Below are 16342 nucleotides of genomic sequence, written 5' to 3'. Positions count from 1 at the left end.
CCCCTTTACTGTTTGCAAATACGGCATATCGTTCTACAATTAACCGGGTATGAAGAATTAAAGGAAGGAACTCTTATGACAACCTATGCTAATATCAGAGTAAAGCTTAGAAACGGTACGGACACGGTTGAATTTCATGCATGCGACGGAGCTCCCGACCAGTTGGGATATTCGCTGGCCACGGCATCTTTCTGGGAAGGCATTCATAACGGCAGCGTAGCGGGTAATGAAGCACTGGCCATGAATTTTCTTGAATCCGTCGCCGAAAAAGGTTTTCTTCCGGAAGCGGATTACATATACGAAGTAGATCTGGGATGCTATTCGGCAAGTTCTTACGGGAAATCAGGTGATGAATCAAGAACACCTCTGCTTCAGGCAGTCCTTGCCGACAGAAATATCAATCCGACAATCCTGAGACTTTTAACCGGGGAATCACCTTCACATCTTGCATCAGCGCAGGTTAACTCCCGTAATAATGAGTGCGGCGTAACAACTTCCTCTGAGTCAGGTGCCGGCCTGATTTCCGCGATCACTCCTTCCGCATCATCAGACTCTTCGGGCAGGGAAAATCTTAAATCAAGACTCAAATGGGTAAGCAGGTATTTCAAAATTGCCGAACTTGTCAGCACCTGGTCAAAGGATCCTTCATCGAAGGTAGGAGCCATAATTGTCGGTGACAAGGGGCAGATAATTTCTCAGGGATACAACGGTTTTCCCCGCGGAGTTGCTGATACACCTGAGCGCTACAACACCAGGGAAATCAAATATAAACTTGTAGTCCATGCGGAGATGAATGCCATTCTTAACGCACTCTATAACGGCTCGTCAGTAGTCGGTGCCGCAATATACATCCACAATCTTCCCGTTTGCCAGGAATGTGCCAAAGCAATCATTCAGGCAGGTATTTCTGAAGTATTCATTGATACCAGAGTAAACGAACGCTGGCAGGAAGCCTGGAATTTCTCAAAAATGATGTTCAGCGAATGCGGTGTAAAATGTTACTACTATAATGAACAGGAAAACACGCTGACCACCATATAGATATTTATCTTTTCTGAAAAATTTTCAACGGGAACGCGGCTCTTCCGCTTATTTCTGAGTTTTAAGAAAATCCAGCATGCGTTCCTTGTAGTCAGGTGCAAAATCGTAAGGTATATGTCCAAAAGCGTCATACATGTACAGTCTGCAGTCCCTGCTGTTTTTCATGCAGGCTGCGATCTTTTGCGAGGAGTCAGGTGAGAATACCCTGTCATCAGTTGAACCGATTACAAGAGCCGGAATCTTAACCCGGCTAAGTTTTTCTCTTACGTCAAATCCTCTCATTCCTTCGGCCATGATAACGAATCTCGCCAGATCTTCACCGGTAACGGATTCAGCTGATTTCAAAAGCAGTTCCCTCATATTTTCAAAAGAATCCTTAGGATAAATATCCTCCATAAGCGTCAGGAACAGCTTTTTAACGTCGCCGGATTTAGCCAGACAGATCCATTTGTCAAATATTTCAAAGTCCGTGTCGCTGACACATGCAGAGGAAGAGCCAAGAATAACTGAATTAACATGTTCCTGAAACTCGGTTGCAAGTTCCATGGCAATCATTCCACCCTGAGACGTTCCGAAAATATCCGTTTTTTCGATGTTCAGGAAAGCCAGGGCTTCGGCCGTGTCGCAGGCCATGTCACTCACACGGTATGTCTTGGGAGGATCCTTCCTGCGATCAAACACGTATATTCTGAAATCTTCGGTAAGGATTCCATAAGCTTCCGCAATGGCATCTGCAAGAGGCATGACGCTCTGAACGTTAAGTCCCGGAATGATAACAAGATTTCGTGGTCCCCGGCCAAAGCAGCAGTAATCCATTGAAAAGCGATCCGTTGTTACGGTTCCGTAATTTATAATCATGTCAGTCTCTCCTTTTTTGCCGTAGGTTCCGCAGTTAATTGTGCACGTTATCTGACTGTGAGTCTGTCTCAGTACTCCGGAATAACCTGCCTGCATCTTGCGTCTCCGTTAAATTTTAATCATAGGAAGCTTATCATTTTATCCGTTTTATTTCTTTTACATAAACGACAAACACGCAATAAAACACATCATTACAGCGCCGTAACCGTAGTATTTGAAAAATTACGGACAGCAATTAAAGATTTATTGAAATTGGAGTTAAGCCGGATGGCACATGCACAGCTTTATGACCATGAACCGAAGGAGCCGATGCCTCTCGGCATGCCAATACCGGTTGAGTACCGGAAAGCATTAAACCGATGACACGATAAATCAGAAAAAAAAGGAGAAGGAAAACGGCAAATGATCTGACAGAGCCTTACACCATGAATGATAAGGCATATGCCGCACCGGTGAATCAAAATTCGATGTGGCGCGCCACGCTTAAGCGTGGCGGCCGGTTTGGTATTTCAGATCCTAAAGACCTTTGATTCTCTCAATTGCCTCCACGCTGTTTTCATAGGTACCGAAAGCAGTCAGTCTGAAGAATCCTTCACCGTTAGGTCCGAATCCGGATCCCGGAGTTCCGACTATTCCGGCTTTGTTAAGAAGCAGATCAAAGAAATCCCAACTTGATAAACCATTAGGTGTTTTTAACCAGATATAAGGTGCATTTTCACCGCCATAAACGGTATAACCGGCGTCTTTAAGGGCAGTTTTAAGGAACTGAGCATTTTTCATATAGGTTGCAATCTGCGCTTTTATCTGCTGATTTCCTTCCGGTGAGTAAACAGCTTCTCCCGCTCTTTGTATAATGTACGGTGCTCCGTTATACTTGGTACCGTGTCTTCTTGCCCACATGGCATGAACGGATTTACCGGACAATTTAAGTTTTTTCGATATAACCGTAAAGCCAAGTCTTAAACCGGTAAAGCCGGCATTTTTAGAAAATGATCTGAATTCAATTGCACAGTATTCTGCCCCGCTGCATTCAAAGATGCTGTGTGGAAGAGTATCATCGCTTATATAAGCTTCATAGGCGGCATCATACAGGATAACAGCTCCGATTTTTAATGCATAATCCACCCACGCCTGCAGCCTTTCTTTTGTTATAGCCACACCTGTAGGGTTATTAGGGAAACAGAGATAAATCAAATCAGGATTAATCTTTGGGAAATCAGGTATAAATCCGTTAGATTCCATACACGGCATGTAGATCAGATTACTGTAAAGTTTCTTTTCCTCATTGAAAGCCCCTGAACGCCCGGCCATTACATTTGAATCCACGTATACGGGATAAACAGGATCGCAGACTGCCACTAAATTATTCTGATCAAAAATTTCCTGAATATTGGAGCAGTCACTTTTTGCACCGTCAGAGACAAAAATTTCATCCGGCTCAATGTCGATTCCTCTTTTTCTATACTCATTTTCGACGATGGCCGTTCTCAGAAATTCATAACCGAGATCCGGAGCGTAACCGTGAAAGGTATTTGCCGCACCCATTTCATCCACAGCCTTGTGCATGGCATTTAATATTGCGGGAGCAATAGGCTGGGTAACATCACCTATGCCGAGCTTTATAAGTCTGGCATCAGGATTGCCGGCTTCAAATTCACGAACTTTTCGTGCAACTGTCTGAAAAAGATAGGATCCCTGCAGGTTTAAGTAATTTTCATTTATCGTTGCCATTTTTTATTCCACCAATTATTCCTTCACAGATTAAACTGCTATCTCACCTTCAAATACAAATTCAGCAGCTCCGGTCATATATACAGGATGACCGTTACCTTCCCATTTAATTTTTAATTTACCGCCCAGTAAATGAACGGTTATTTCCTTATCGGTGCAGCCGTTTAAAACACCTGCAACTGCCGTTGCACATGCACCGGTACCGCACGCAAAGGTTTCTCCGGTTCCGCGCTCCCATACACGCATTTTTACGTTCTGGCGATCAATAATCTGAATGAATTCCGTATTAACGCGTTTTGGGAAGGACGGATGATTTTCAAAATATCTTCCCAATCTTTCCAGCGGGAAATTATCCACGTCATCAACATATACAACAGAATGAGGATTTCCCATTGAGACACATGTATGGAAATAAACATTCCCTTCCACTTCAATAGGTTCATTAACAACTGTCTCTTTTTCACTTAACACAGGGATATTCTCTGCTTCCAGAATAGGCTGTCCCATGTCAACGCGGACGCTGTTTACTTTCCTTGTCTGACTGTTTTCATCTACATCAAGCCAGATTTTTTTTATTTTTCCTGCAGAAATAATGCTGAATTCTTTTTTGTCAGTTAATCCTTTGCCGTAAACATATACTGCCACGCAGCGAATGCCGTTACCGCACATTTCGCCTCTGCTTCCATCTGCATTGTACATTTCCATTTCAAAATCGGCCTGGTCGGAAGGATTGATGAAAATCACTCCGTCACCGCCAACGCCAAAATGTCTGTCAGATAATTTTTTGGCGATTTCAGTTTTCTTCTCCGGAGAAAAGTTCACCTCTGCCCCGTTTATATAAACATAGTCGTTTCCACAACCCTGCATTTTTGTAAATTTCATACTTGATATCTCTTTCCCACTTTATCTCTAAAATCAATTGTCTCACGTCTCAATGCGCGGTATTTCAACCTATCATGTTGATTTCAGCTCGCTCATAGAGCATATATTTCTGTTTTTTGTCCCAGAATTATCATCTCTGCCCCGCAGATCGGATTTTCAGAAAAAACTGCGCTGCTCCTGCGAATGATTTTGAGTTTTACACAAAACATCCTGAAAAATTCAGGCCACATACTGCTAAGCCCTGCAGCGTGATAACACTCCGCCAGGTTTACATCCGGATTTTCATAAGCAGTGACTTACATAAATGTAACCACGTCCCCCTTTCCCATAAAAATCCGATATTAAAATAGTTCTGTAAATGCAATCATCATGCCATGACACGGATATATCACCACTTAACTATATCTGTTTATCTAAAATAAAGGAGCACATTATCATCAGCCTCTGTTTCCGGAGAAGACAGTATGTGCGTGAATGGCTTACTTACACTGCATCCGCCCCATTCTTTATTCGTCATCCTAAAGTCTTTAATCATCCGTGACTGACCGGTGGGAATTTTTATCAAAGATTTCGCAAAGCAGTAAGGATTCCTTGGTAAAAGACATCGCATGAGCATACCGTATGCATTTTTCTAAAACTCTGCATCATTATGGTGCTTCTCTGCATAGGACTTTAAAAGATCAGCCATTGAGCGCCCCCCATCGAAATGAGCTCTTTTCCTTCCTTAGGATTTCAGGAGACGGATAATGATTGAGCAATATTCTGAATAAATTAATGATTTAATCAGCGTAGATTAGTGCGACATGGATAAGGCGGTGAATAGCCGACTTGTTATCAGGTGATTTGGCAGACTGCCGGAGGATTTGAGGAATTTGTCAGTATCCGCACACTGACTTACACGCATGTAAACAGTTGTCCCCCTTCTCAAAAAAATCCGATATTTAAATAATTAAGTGTACGCAATCATCATGCAGCAATGCTGATTTATCATACACTTAACTATATCGGTTCATCAGAACTAAAGGATCATATTATCATTTGCCGCTATTACCGTAGTTGGATAATACGCGGGCAGAAGGATCATTCACATTACATCCGTCCCATTCTTTATTCGGCATCCAGAAGTCTTTAATCATCTGTGACTGACCGGGATAATATTTTTCAAAAATTTCACGGTACAGTAAGGATTCCTTGGTAAAAGGCATCGCATGATCATACTGTCTGCGTTTTACCTCAAACTCAGCATCATCATATTGCTCTTCTGCATAGGCCTTTAAATGATCAACCATTGAGTGACCTACCGCATCGGAAAATGCGGCTTTTTCCCTCCACAGGATTTCAGGCGGCAGATAATCCAGACCTTCGAACGCATGACGGAGCAGATATTTTCCTTTGTTATAGTGATTACGCTTCATCTCCGGATCAATGGACATCACATAATGCACAAAATCCAGGTCCCCAAATGGAACACGGGCCTCCAATGAATTTGTTGAAATACATCTGTCAGCGCGCAGAACATCATACATGTGAAGTTCACGAACTCTCTTCTCAGCCTCTTTCTGAAATTCAGCGGCTGAAGGAGCAAAATCCGTATATTTGTACCCGAAAAGTTCATCTGAAACCTCTCCCGTGAGAATTACCCTCAAATCGGTGGTTTCATGAATCGCCTTGCACAGAAGGTACATGCCCATGCTGGCACGAATGGTTGTTATATCGAATGTACCGAGAGTATAAATAACATGGTCAAGTGAATTTATTACATCATCTCTGGTAATAATAATTTCCGTATGATCGGCCTTTAAGTACTCGGCAGTCTGTTTTGCGTATTTAAGATCAATTGCATCTTCTCTCATACCAATGGCAAAGGTCTTAATTGGAGACTCACTCTTTCTGGCAGCTATACTGCAGACCAGGGAGGAATCCAGGCCGCCGGAAAGCAGAAAACCTACCTTTGCATCTGATATGAGGCGTTTTTCAACACCGGCAACAAGCAGTTCTCTTATTTTGGTGCATACAGTTTCCAACTGCTGGTCACGCAGTTTCTCATCCGGTTTGGCAATATCACGGTAACAGATAAATTCTCCGTTTTCATAATAGTGTCCCGGAGGGAAAGGTAAAATTTTTCCGTCCACAAGATCAGTCAGGCACTTTGGCTCACTCGCAAATACTATGTCGTGAGCTTTGGTATATCCGTAATATAACGGACGAATCCCGATGGGATCACGGGCTGCTATCCACTTATTATCATTGTGATCATAAATAACACAGGCAAACTCGGCATCAAGCTTTTCGAACATTTTGGTGCCATATTCTTTATACATAGGTAAGAGCACTTCACAGTCGCTGCCGCTCGCAAACTGATAGCCACGCTGCTTCAACTCACTTTTGATTTCTTCAAAGCGATAGATCTCGCCATTGCACGCACAGTAGTTTCCATCGAGTTCAAACGGCTGCATTCCGTCCGGAGTTAATCCCATTATGGAAAGACGCTGAAATCCCATAAATCCATTACCGACTTTTAGGGCCCTGGAATCATCCGGACCTCTAGAAGTGCTTTTCAGCATCGCGCTTTTTAATGTTTCAAGATCTGCTGACGGACCACAAACTGAAAATATACAACACATATACAATCCTCAAAATAAGGGAATTTGATTTAATTTCCATCAAATCCCCGTCAGGTTCTAAAGAAAACAGAATTTATTTTACGGAAAACAGCATTTCACCATAGGACGGCAACGGCCAGTATTCCCTTGAAACGTAGGTCTCGGCTTTATCAGCCAGGCTGCGCAAATCCTGCATCTTAGGAAGAATTTCGTCACGGATCAGCTGGCTTTCCCTGATGATCTCTTCCGTTCCATTAATTTTTTCAGCAGTCTGCTCCAACTCCTCTGCCTTTTGATAAATCTGGTCAGCAAGTGAAGAAAGTGTTTCTACAATAGATTTCTCATAACTGCACTGCAGTGCTTCGTTGACGGATTTCTTCTTCGCTACCGTTCCTGCAAGTTTGTCGGTATATTCAACAATTGCAGGCAGAATTATGCGGCGGGCCATTAACAGCTCTGTATTAACTTCTATCCAAACCTGCTTACAGTAGTTATCCAGCATAATCTCACATCTTGAATGAAGTTCAGCTTCATTAAACACTTTATGGGATGTAAGCATCTTCACATTCTTTTCATCCAGCAGATGAGGCATACAGTCAGGTGTTGTCGGGTAATTCAAAAGCTTTCTTACTTCAGTTGCTTCCTTAACCCATGACGCATCATAGCCGTTGCCGTTAAATATGATTCTCTTGTGATCATGGATAGTCTTCTTAATCATCTCATGAAGGGCTTTTTCAAAGTCTTCGGCCTTTTCCAGTCTGTCGGCATAGATCTTGAGAGATTCGGCCACCGCGGAATTCAACATCATGTTCGCACATGCAATGCTGTTTGAAGATCCCAGACTTCTGAACTCGAACTTATTGCCGGTAAAGGCAAACGGAGAAGTACGGTTTCTATCAGTTGTATCACGGGCAAATCTCGGCAGAACATCAACTCCAAGCTTGATAAGCTTCTTTTCCATGCCGCGGTACGGCGTATCGGATTCAATGGCTTCGAGAATGGCAGTGAGCTCATCACCAAGGAAAATTGAAATAATTGCAGGAGGAGCCTCGTTTGCACCCAGTCTGTGATCGTTACCGGCAGTTGCAACGGAAAGTCTGAGCAGATCCTGATAATCATCAACCGCTTTGATTACGGCACAGAGGAACAGCAGGAACTGTGCGTTTTCAGCCGGTGTATCGCCCGGAGACAGCAGATTAAAACCGTTGTCAGTAGAGATGGACCAGTTGTTATGCTTACCGCTACCGTTTACACCGGCAAAAGGTTTTTCATGAAGCAGACAAACCAGACCGTGACGGGCAGCCACTTTCTGCATAATCTCCATCATCAGCTGATTCTGATCAGAGGCGAGATTGGTGGTTGCATAGATTGGAGCAAGTTCATGCTGAGCCGGAGCCACTTCGTTATGTTCGGTTTTAGCAAGTATTCCCAGTTTCCAGAGTTCTTCATTAAGCTCTGACATGAACTCTTTTACCTTTGGTTTGATTACACCAAAGTAATGATCATCCATTTCCTGACCTTTTGGAGGTTTGGCTCCGAACAGAGTTCTTCCTGTGTACTGCAGGTCAGGTCTCTTATCGTACATTTCCTTTGAAATGAGGAAATATTCCTGCTCAGGACCGACGGAGGTATGGATATGTTTAACCTGATCATTGCCGAATAGTCTTAAAATTCTTAAAGCCTGGCGGTTAAGAGCCTCCATGGAACGTAAAAGCGGAGTCTTTTTATCCAGTGCTTCACTGCCGTAGGAGCAGAACGCTGTAGGGATGCAGAGAGTCTGATCTTTAATGAATGCATAAGATGTAGGATCCCAGGTGGTATAGCCTCTTGCTTCAAATGTCGCTCTTATGCCACCGGTTGGAAAAGACGATGCATCCGGTTCCCCCTGGATTAATTCCTTTCCTGAAAATTCCATAATCACACCACCATCAGGTGACGGCTCAATAAATGAATCGTGCTTTTCAGCCGTTACGCCAGTGAGCGGCTGAAACCAGTGGGTGAAGTGGGTGGCCCCCTTTTCTATAGCCCAGTCGCGCATTGCCTTTGCAACTGAATCGGCTAAATCCAGTTCTAATTTTGCACCAACTTCAATGGTTTTTCTCAGTGATGCATAAACTTCGCTGGACAGAACTGATCTCATGACGCGATCATCGAATACCATACAACCAAAATATTCCGGAACAGAACCCTTCGTCATAATTAACCCCTTAATGTTAACTTACGAGAATTTAAAACTGATAATTCTTAAAATTTGCTTACGTTAATGAGGTGTAATCCGTAATACTTATCAATTTGTACGGCACGGTGACGGCCCTCCGCAGCAGCCCATACAGCAGGACTGTCCGCGATGCCCTATCACCGGCAATAATTATTCCGGGCTTTGAAGTCTCATATGAGTACTACAGGGTGACAACTGAATTACGCCGTGTAATCTGAACACTGCTGTCGCCTATAACAATGTAGTCCTCATAACCTAAAAAACCTGCGGAGATAATTAACAGATCACATGGAATTTCCTTTGCAGTTTCTGCAAATTCCACCAAATTACGATTTTCAAATTTTACCTGAACCGTTTTAATCGCCTTCAGCTTACCTGAATCAAGAATCAGTAAGCCTTATGTTCGGTTTCTTATGCTTCATTTTTGGTTTTGTATTAGTCGTCTTTATATACAGACGTGTTATAAACTCCGTTACACATATGAGAGCAAACTTAAATCGTCCGATTTTTATGAAACAGCGCTCTAATAATGGTAATTATGAGTAAGACATGATCTTCTTTAAGAACTTTGTTCTTTTACAATCATTTGCTAGAATTATAAAGTCTTGTTGAACATAAATATAATACTATAATAACAACATAATGATACCTATAAAGTATGATAGGAACAGAAGGCGGTGCATATGGATTTAAGACAAATTCGATATTTTATAGCAGTAGCCGAGGAACTTAACATCACCAGAGCCGCTGAAAAACTTCATCTGTCTCAGCCGCCGTTAAGCAGAGCTCTTATGGAACTTGAAGATGAGCTTGGCTGCCCCCTGTTTATCAGAGGCAAGCGACACCTGGCACTGACTGCCGAAGGTTTAGCTTTTAAGAGAAGAGGAGATCAGCTTTTAACCCTGGTTGATATGACAAAAACAGAAATTTCTGAAATGCAAAAAGGGATCAGCGGAACACTTTATATCGGTCACGTTGACAGTAACGGTCCGACTCTTGTGGCAGAATGGATCGAGTCATTTAAAAAAATCTATCCCAATGTGACGTACAACCTGTGGTGTGGAAATGTCGATGACTTAACGGACAGACTGAAAGCAGGACTTATAGATCTTGCTATTACAATGACTCCTACCAATAGCGATTTACTGGACGGTTTCAAGGTATTTTCAGAAAACTGGGTTGCAATCATTCCAGCAAATGCTGACTTGGGAAAATCTAATAATGAATACATAGAGCTAGAGGACCTTATCGATAATGATCTTATAATTTCTTCAAGACGTTCACGTGAGGATGAAATCAGAGGATGGTTTAAAAATTTTAAAAAAGAACCTCATTTTATAGTTAAAACCGCTCACTCCTCCAATGCCGCCAAACTGGTAAACAGAAACCTCGGAATCGCTCTTTTCCCGGCATCCGTTGCCAAGAATATAGCCGCCGGCACCAATGTTACGATCAAGAAAATCTCCCCCGCGATCAATATCGACTATTTACTCTCCTGGGATAATCAAAGACATCCCAACGCCCTGGCAGCAAAGTTTATCTCACATATAAAGGAAAAGTATGCAATAAGTTAAGGCTTATTACGATGTGGTGCCTAACAGTGTGAGGACCGGAGCATTGATTGTTCGTGAAGCTACTGAATTTACAGGGAGAACCAAAATCAACACCCGCCCAATCAGACTTTTTTAGCACCAAAGTAAATAAAAAGTAAATACTTGTTTAATATTATGTAAAACATTCGTATAATCAGCTGCCTCCTACAAAAACAATAGCAAATATAACAGGATAAAAAGAAGAATATATGAAAATCATTAATTTAGCGCTTGCCGCCACCGCATTTTTAGCAATGACTACAGCTTGTACAAGTAGCCATGACACCGCTGATAATACTGTTGTTGAACAGACAGAACAGAAGGACAATCCACCAATGGATGAAAAAGCGCGTGCACTACACGACAAATGCAGTAATCTAAACGATCGTGATGCATGCTTTTATTTAGGACTTGCATATTACAATGGCGAAGGTGTAAGACAGGATCGTAGCATGTCCGCCTCCTATTGGGAAAAAGCCTGTAGCCAAGGTGTTGAGGAAGGATGTTTCAATGTTGGGATTTTATATGGTAACGGTCATGGAGTAAAACAGGATTACCAGCTGGCTAATCACTACTACAAAAAAGCTTGCGATATGAATCACAGCACAGCATGCAACAACCTTGGTTTTTATTATGAGAAAGGTAAAGGCGTTAAACAGGATTTTCGTCAGGCTAATAAGTATTACCTGAAAGCTTGCGATCTGAATGAAGACAAGGGTTGCTCAAACCTTGGGGATTTATACAGAGATGGTGAAGGCGTTAAACAGGATTATCGTCAGGCTAATAAGTATTACCTGAAAGCATGTGATATGAATAACGGCGGAGGTTGTAGCGGACTTGGGTATTCATACAACGTAGGTAGAGGGGTAAAAAAGGATTTACTGCAGGCCCGTAAGTATTACCTGAAAGCCTGCGACCTGAATAATGATGCTGGGTGTGAAAATCTTGGGGATTTATACTACAAAGGTGAAGGCGTTAAACAGGATTATCATCAGGCCAATCAGTACTTTAAAAAAGCTTGCGACCTTGATAATGGGAACAGTTGCAACACCTTAGGATTTTTATACGATAAGGGTCAAGGTGTAAGGCAGGATTTCCAACAGGCATTGTATTACTACCAGAAATCATGTGATTTAAAAGAAGGAATGGGATGTGATAACGTTGCTGTACAATACCAGCTGGGCGAGGGTGTAAGACAGAACATAAATACAGCCAAGTGGTACTACGGTAAAGCCTGTGATTTTGGGTATCAGAAAGGTTGTGATAACTACCGAAAATTAAACGAAAGAGGCTACTAACCTTTTCTGATACCCCAAAAAGGAGAATATATGAAAATCAATAAGTTCGCGCTTGCCGCAACCGCATTTTTAGCATTGACTACAGCTTGTACAAGTAGCCATGACAGCGCTGATAATACTGTAGTTGAACAGACAGAACAGAAAGATACACCACCAATTGATGAAAAAGCACGTGCACTTTACGACAAATGCAATAATCTAAACGATCGTGATGCGTGTTTTTATTTAGGGCGCGCATACTACAATGGCGAAGGTGTAAGACAGGATCGCAGCATGTCCGTCACCTATTGGGAAAAAGCCTGTAGCCTCGGTCATGGCACAGGATGCTTCAATCTGGGGTATTTCTATGATGAAGGTCAAGTTTTAAGACAGAACTATCAGCAGGCTAATCACTACTACAAAATAGCCTGTGATATGAATGACAGCTCAGGATGCAACAACCTTGGGAGTTTATACCGCTTTGGTAGAGGCGTAAACCAGGACGATAATCTGGCTGCTCGCTACTACCAAAAGGCCTGTGAACTGAATCACAGCTTTGGCTGCTTTAACCTTGGGTATTCATATTACAATGGTTATGGTGTTAAACAGGATTTTAAGCAGGCCAATAAGTATTACCAGAAAGCTTGTGAACTGAATTACAGCAAAGGCTGTCTTGAAGTTGGGAATTTATACAACAATGGTGAAGGCGTAAAAAAGGATTTTAAGCAGGCCAATAAGTATTACCTTAAAGCTTGTGAACTGAATGACAGCACAGCATGCTTTAACCTTGGGAATTTGTACAACAATGGTGAAGGCGTTAAAAAGGATTTTAAGCAGGCTAATAAGTATTACCTGCAAGCCTGCGATATGAATAACGGCTCAGGGTGCTTTAACCTTGGGGTTTCTTACAAAAAAGGTGAAGGCGTTACCAAGGATTATCATCAGGCCAATCAGTACTTTAAAAAAGCCTGTAACCTGTTTGTAGGTGGCGGTTGCAATGACTTAGGAGTTTCATACGATAAAGGTCTAGGCGTAAGGCAGGATTTCCAGCAGGCCATGAACTACTACCAAAAAGCGTGTAATTTAAAACACGGAATGGGATGTGATAACGTTGGAGTTCTGTACAACAACGGTCAAGGTGTAAAACAGGACAAAAACACGGCCAAGTGGTACCATGGTAAAGCCTGTGATTTCGGCTATCAGAAAGGTTGTGATAACTACCGAGAATTAAACGAAAGAGGCTATTAACTATTAACCTTTTCTGACAAATCAAATAATGAATAAGAGGATCTCCATGTGAGGTCCTTTTTTGTTTTTACGGAGTTTCAAAATGAACGACAGCACCATCAGGCTTTCAGCCGACACGTCTGCTCTCTCGGATTCACTCAGCAAAATTGCCGAAGGGATGACGGCCATGAAGGACGCCGTTTCCTCCTCTGCTACGGCTATGGGAGCAAACCTTGATGCCTCTGCAAAACAGGCAGAAGCTACCAATGCCGCCATTCACGGACTTGATGAGAGCGTTAAGACTGTAACAGATTCAATTGAAGCTCAGACCAAAACTGTAACTGACCTTGGTGCAAAGCAGAGCAAGATCACCAAAGAAATCAGCAAAGCTCTTGAAACTCAGAAGTCCCAGCAGAAGGATGCCAACGCAACTCTTGCCGAGCAGAAGAAAATCATGCAGGAGCAGGAAGCTGAAATCAAAAATGTTACCAAAGCAGTGGACAATCATACCGGAGTTCTCAAGAAAAATGCCTCCGGCTGGAAGATACTGATGACGGGTTTTGCCATCAAGTTTGCCTCTGAAATCGTGGACGGATTTAAGAGCATCGTTTCTACCGGACTTGAGGCATCACGCGTTTACGAAGACATGTCTGCCGAAGCTTCATCACTACTGAAAACGGCAGAAAAAGGCACTACCGCAGCCGTCACGGTCTTGCGAATCTGTTGTTCTGTGCGGGATGCAAAGACGTCTTCCGCAGACTGCACTGGGACAACAACGGCTGCAAGTCCACCGTCTGGCGCTGCATTTCAAGGATTGAGCCACGAGGCATCAAGTGCCGTGCCAGGACTCTTAGAGAAGAGGTTCTTGAGAAGGCCTGCTTTTCGGCATTCAGTGAACTGCTAAGAACATGTCAAAGACAGAGGAGCAGAATAAGAACGTCAGTACTGATAAACAGCAGGACGTAAGGTCAGGAGGAACTGAATTTCTGCGTAAGACCATGGTTCTTGCGGGACAGAATAAGGACTGCCCTAATGAAACACAAGATCCTGAAAACGCCCTTCTGGAACTCTGCCCTGATGAGCTTAAGGAGTACATCAGCAGACAGCGCACGGTTCTCACCGAGTCTGATGCGCTCATGCTCAGACGCTGGCTGCAGAGAATCACCGTGTTCGATGACAGACTGCTGTTCGACTTCAGGACAGGCTTCAGCGTAGAGATTGAAGCCTAAATTCCCCTTCCTACCGTCATGTCATGTGGCGGTGGGATTTGTTAAAGACTGCTAAAATTCTTTATCGATACTGCCGATTTTAGCCTTTAAGGTTTCTTCAAGGGCAGCGAAGGTAGAAATAAAGCGCTCTTTTATTAAAGACACAAGTTCCTCAGCTTCTTCTTCGTTGTAAACATGAACCGAAAGATTCCTTTTTCTCAACATCAGCAGCCAGGAATCGGAATCAGAAATAAATCCGACTTTATACGCAATCTGCAAAATTTCCCGCGGAGACCCGACATCTGCCCCATCAACACCATGATTTCTCAGTACCTCCTGAAGAGCCTTCCAAGAGAGTTCAAATGTCAGATTAAACTGGCCTATTACTCCTATTCTGTATATTTCGTTTTCAAACGCCTGCTTAAAATCTGCTTTCTTCAGTACCTTTAGACATTTGGAAAAATTATCAAACTTTTTCATATATAACTATACCGTCCCTAGCAATTTCCTTTTTCAATTCATCAGAAATATTTTTGTCAGCATTGATGACGTCAAAAGATAAAAGGGAGTTAACGTTTTCAGTGATGTTCCAGTAAAATGAATCAAAGTCCCCACCGTAAACAGCAAGATCCACGTCACTCCTCTCGGTATTGGTTCCTCTGGCACGAGAACCGAAGAGGACAACTTTTTCTACAGAATTATTTTCAGCAAATGCAGCTATATCCTTTAAAACAACATCCGGTATATCTATTTTCATAATCATCATAAAAATAAAAATTTACTGTCAGAATGAATTGATTTGAGCTGCATTTAAATATATGCAACTATACTTTCATTATAGAACAATTCATGAAATTAAAAACCTTTAAATAGGTAATTTAGAATTCTCCGGCAACCTGACTAAAGGCCTGTATTGATTATAGGGGCTTTCATTCCTCGGATTGTATTGGACAAGGCTCATATACGTTCTGCTTTGGGAAATGATTAAATTAATTTTCAGAAAGGTGTTTTAAAAACTGGCTAAGTTTAATGGGAATCAGGCAGACCGTTGGTAGTCTGCCTTTAATATTCTATTCAGTACCTCTTGGTTTAGGGTGAGAATAGGCGTTAGCGCCAGGGTTTACACGGAATCGCGTTCACACTCGACCGGGCCTCGAGTTCAAGGATAAACAGGTCAAGGTCTATGCCGTCTGAATGCGTCTATTGCGGATACGGAAGCCCCCTAATATACATCTAAGGTTTGATCTGTGATATAAGGTGAGTGCTAAACAATTCCTTACTTGATATTTCTCTTTCGTTTCTTAATAACCGACAGAGATTATGACATCAAGATTGTAGTATTCAATGTTTCTTTCTACTTGGCGATCACCCTCATTTTGAACTGTTGCAAAATTTGCAACAGTTGACTCACGAACAAGTTCACCTTCGATGAAGATATTTTTTATATGACGGGATATTGTTGATTTATTACGCTGAAACAGTTCAGCCATCTGGTCTAGCGATAGCCAAACTGTTTCATTTTGTAGGTTCACATTAATTTTTGTCAATCCATCTTCAGTCTGATAGATTATAATCTCACCGCGATTATCCATTAAAAATTCTATTGCTGTTATGAAACGACCTTTGTCAAGCAGAAATTTAGGCAAGACATTTTCCTCAGTGTAAGCACGGCATTGGCCACTCTGTTATACGGGGGTTGGTTACC

The 16342-nt window shown here is 42.4% G+C and carries 15 protein-coding genes; 6 read left to right on the top strand and 9 right to left on the bottom strand.

Annotated features, from left to right (window positions below):
• Positions 1 to 75: 75 nt before the first annotated feature.
• On the top strand, positions 76 to 1041 hold the full coding sequence (locus tag QZU58_RS08320; protein WP_294462338.1) for a dCMP deaminase family protein: 966 nt from the start codon (positions 76 to 78) through the stop codon (positions 1039 to 1041).
• 48 nt (positions 1042 to 1089) lie between these two features.
• Here QZU58_RS08320 and QZU58_RS08315 read toward each other — a convergent pair whose 3' ends face one another.
• From QZU58_RS08315 to QZU58_RS08295, 5 genes are all read right to left on the bottom strand, one after another.
• Positions 1090 to 1995 (bottom strand): alpha/beta hydrolase, encoded by a 906-nt coding sequence (locus QZU58_RS08315; RefSeq protein WP_294496002.1) that lies wholly within the window; start codon positions 1993 to 1995, stop codon positions 1090 to 1092.
• A 420-nt stretch (positions 1996 to 2415) separates the two neighbouring features.
• Positions 2416 to 3630, bottom strand: a complete 1215-nt coding sequence (locus QZU58_RS08310; protein WP_294496001.1) for an LL-diaminopimelate aminotransferase — start codon at positions 3628 to 3630, stop codon at positions 2416 to 2418.
• A 30-nt stretch (positions 3631 to 3660) separates the two neighbouring features.
• On the bottom strand, positions 3661 to 4512 hold the full coding sequence (dapF, locus tag QZU58_RS08305) for a diaminopimelate epimerase (protein WP_294496000.1): 852 nt from the start codon (positions 4510 to 4512) through the stop codon (positions 3661 to 3663).
• Positions 4513 to 5546: 1034 nt separating this feature from the next.
• Positions 5547 to 7136: an asparagine synthase B gene (gene asnB, locus QZU58_RS08300; protein WP_294461891.1), complete on the bottom strand. Its 1590-nt coding sequence runs from the start codon at positions 7134 to 7136 to the stop codon at positions 5547 to 5549.
• 73 nt (positions 7137 to 7209) lie between these two features.
• Positions 7210 to 9312 (bottom strand): glutamine synthetase III, encoded by a 2103-nt coding sequence (locus tag QZU58_RS08295; RefSeq protein WP_294461887.1) that lies wholly within the window; start codon positions 9310 to 9312, stop codon positions 7210 to 7212.
• 704 nt (positions 9313 to 10016) lie between these two features.
• On the opposite strand from QZU58_RS08295, the gene QZU58_RS08290 reads away from it, so the two are divergent.
• The 3 genes from QZU58_RS08290 to QZU58_RS08280 all read left to right on the top strand — a co-directional run bounded on the left by QZU58_RS08290 (position 10017) and on the right by QZU58_RS08280 (position 13450).
• Positions 10017 to 10907 carry a LysR family transcriptional regulator gene (locus tag QZU58_RS08290; RefSeq protein ID WP_294461884.1) on the top strand — a complete coding sequence of 297 codons (891 nt, stop codon included), beginning with the start codon at positions 10017 to 10019 and terminating at the stop codon, positions 10905 to 10907.
• Positions 10908 to 11134: 227 nt separating this feature from the next.
• Positions 11135 to 12223: a tetratricopeptide repeat protein gene (locus QZU58_RS08285; RefSeq protein ID WP_294461882.1), complete on the top strand. Its 1089-nt coding sequence runs from the start codon at positions 11135 to 11137 to the stop codon at positions 12221 to 12223.
• Between the two features lie 30 nt (positions 12224 to 12253).
• Complete coding sequence (locus tag QZU58_RS08280; protein ID WP_294495999.1) at positions 12254 to 13450, top strand: tetratricopeptide repeat protein; 1197 nt, start codon at positions 12254 to 12256, stop codon at positions 13448 to 13450.
• 292 nt (positions 13451 to 13742) lie between these two features.
• Here QZU58_RS08280 and QZU58_RS10225 read toward each other — a convergent pair whose 3' ends face one another.
• Entirely contained in the window at positions 13743 to 13937 is a 195-nt protein-coding gene (locus QZU58_RS10225) for a hypothetical protein (RefSeq protein ID WP_363174833.1), read from the bottom strand.
• A gap of 215 nt (positions 13938 to 14152) precedes the next feature.
• Between QZU58_RS10225 and QZU58_RS10220 the strand changes: the two genes are divergently transcribed.
• Together QZU58_RS10220 and QZU58_RS08270 are read left to right on the top strand one after the other, a co-directional pair.
• Positions 14153 to 14395 carry a recombinase zinc beta ribbon domain-containing protein gene (locus QZU58_RS10220; RefSeq protein ID WP_363174832.1) on the top strand — a complete coding sequence of 81 codons (243 nt, stop codon included), beginning with the start codon at positions 14153 to 14155 and terminating at the stop codon, positions 14393 to 14395.
• Positions 14338 to 14658 carry a hypothetical protein gene (locus QZU58_RS08270; protein WP_294461876.1) on the top strand — a complete coding sequence of 107 codons (321 nt, stop codon included), beginning with the start codon at positions 14338 to 14340 and terminating at the stop codon, positions 14656 to 14658. The genes QZU58_RS10220 and QZU58_RS08270 overlap by 58 nt, the downstream gene beginning before the upstream one ends.
• A gap of 51 nt (positions 14659 to 14709) precedes the next feature.
• On the opposite strand, the gene QZU58_RS08265 is transcribed toward QZU58_RS08270, so the two are convergent.
• The 3 genes from QZU58_RS08265 to rhuM form a co-directional block, all read right to left on the bottom strand.
• The gene (locus QZU58_RS08265; protein ID WP_294495997.1) at positions 14710 to 15117 is read right to left on the bottom strand and encodes an HI0074 family nucleotidyltransferase substrate-binding subunit; all 408 of its coding nucleotides are present in this window, start codon (positions 15115 to 15117) and stop codon (positions 14710 to 14712) included.
• Positions 15104 to 15394 (bottom strand): nucleotidyltransferase domain-containing protein, encoded by a 291-nt coding sequence (locus QZU58_RS08260; protein WP_294495996.1) that lies wholly within the window; start codon positions 15392 to 15394, stop codon positions 15104 to 15106. The genes QZU58_RS08265 and QZU58_RS08260 overlap by 14 nt, the downstream gene beginning before the upstream one ends.
• 544 nt (positions 15395 to 15938) lie before the next feature.
• Positions 15939 to 16283, bottom strand: a complete 345-nt coding sequence (gene rhuM, locus QZU58_RS08255) for a RhuM family protein (RefSeq protein ID WP_294495995.1) — start codon at positions 16281 to 16283, stop codon at positions 15939 to 15941.
• Positions 16284 to 16342 lie beyond the last annotated feature (59 nt).

The sequence above is a fragment of the uncultured Ruminobacter sp. genome (assembly GCA_902764345.1).
GTDB lineage: Bacteria > Pseudomonadota > Gammaproteobacteria > Enterobacterales > Succinivibrionaceae > Ruminobacter.
This window is presented reverse-complemented; position numbering and strand designations above follow the sequence as displayed.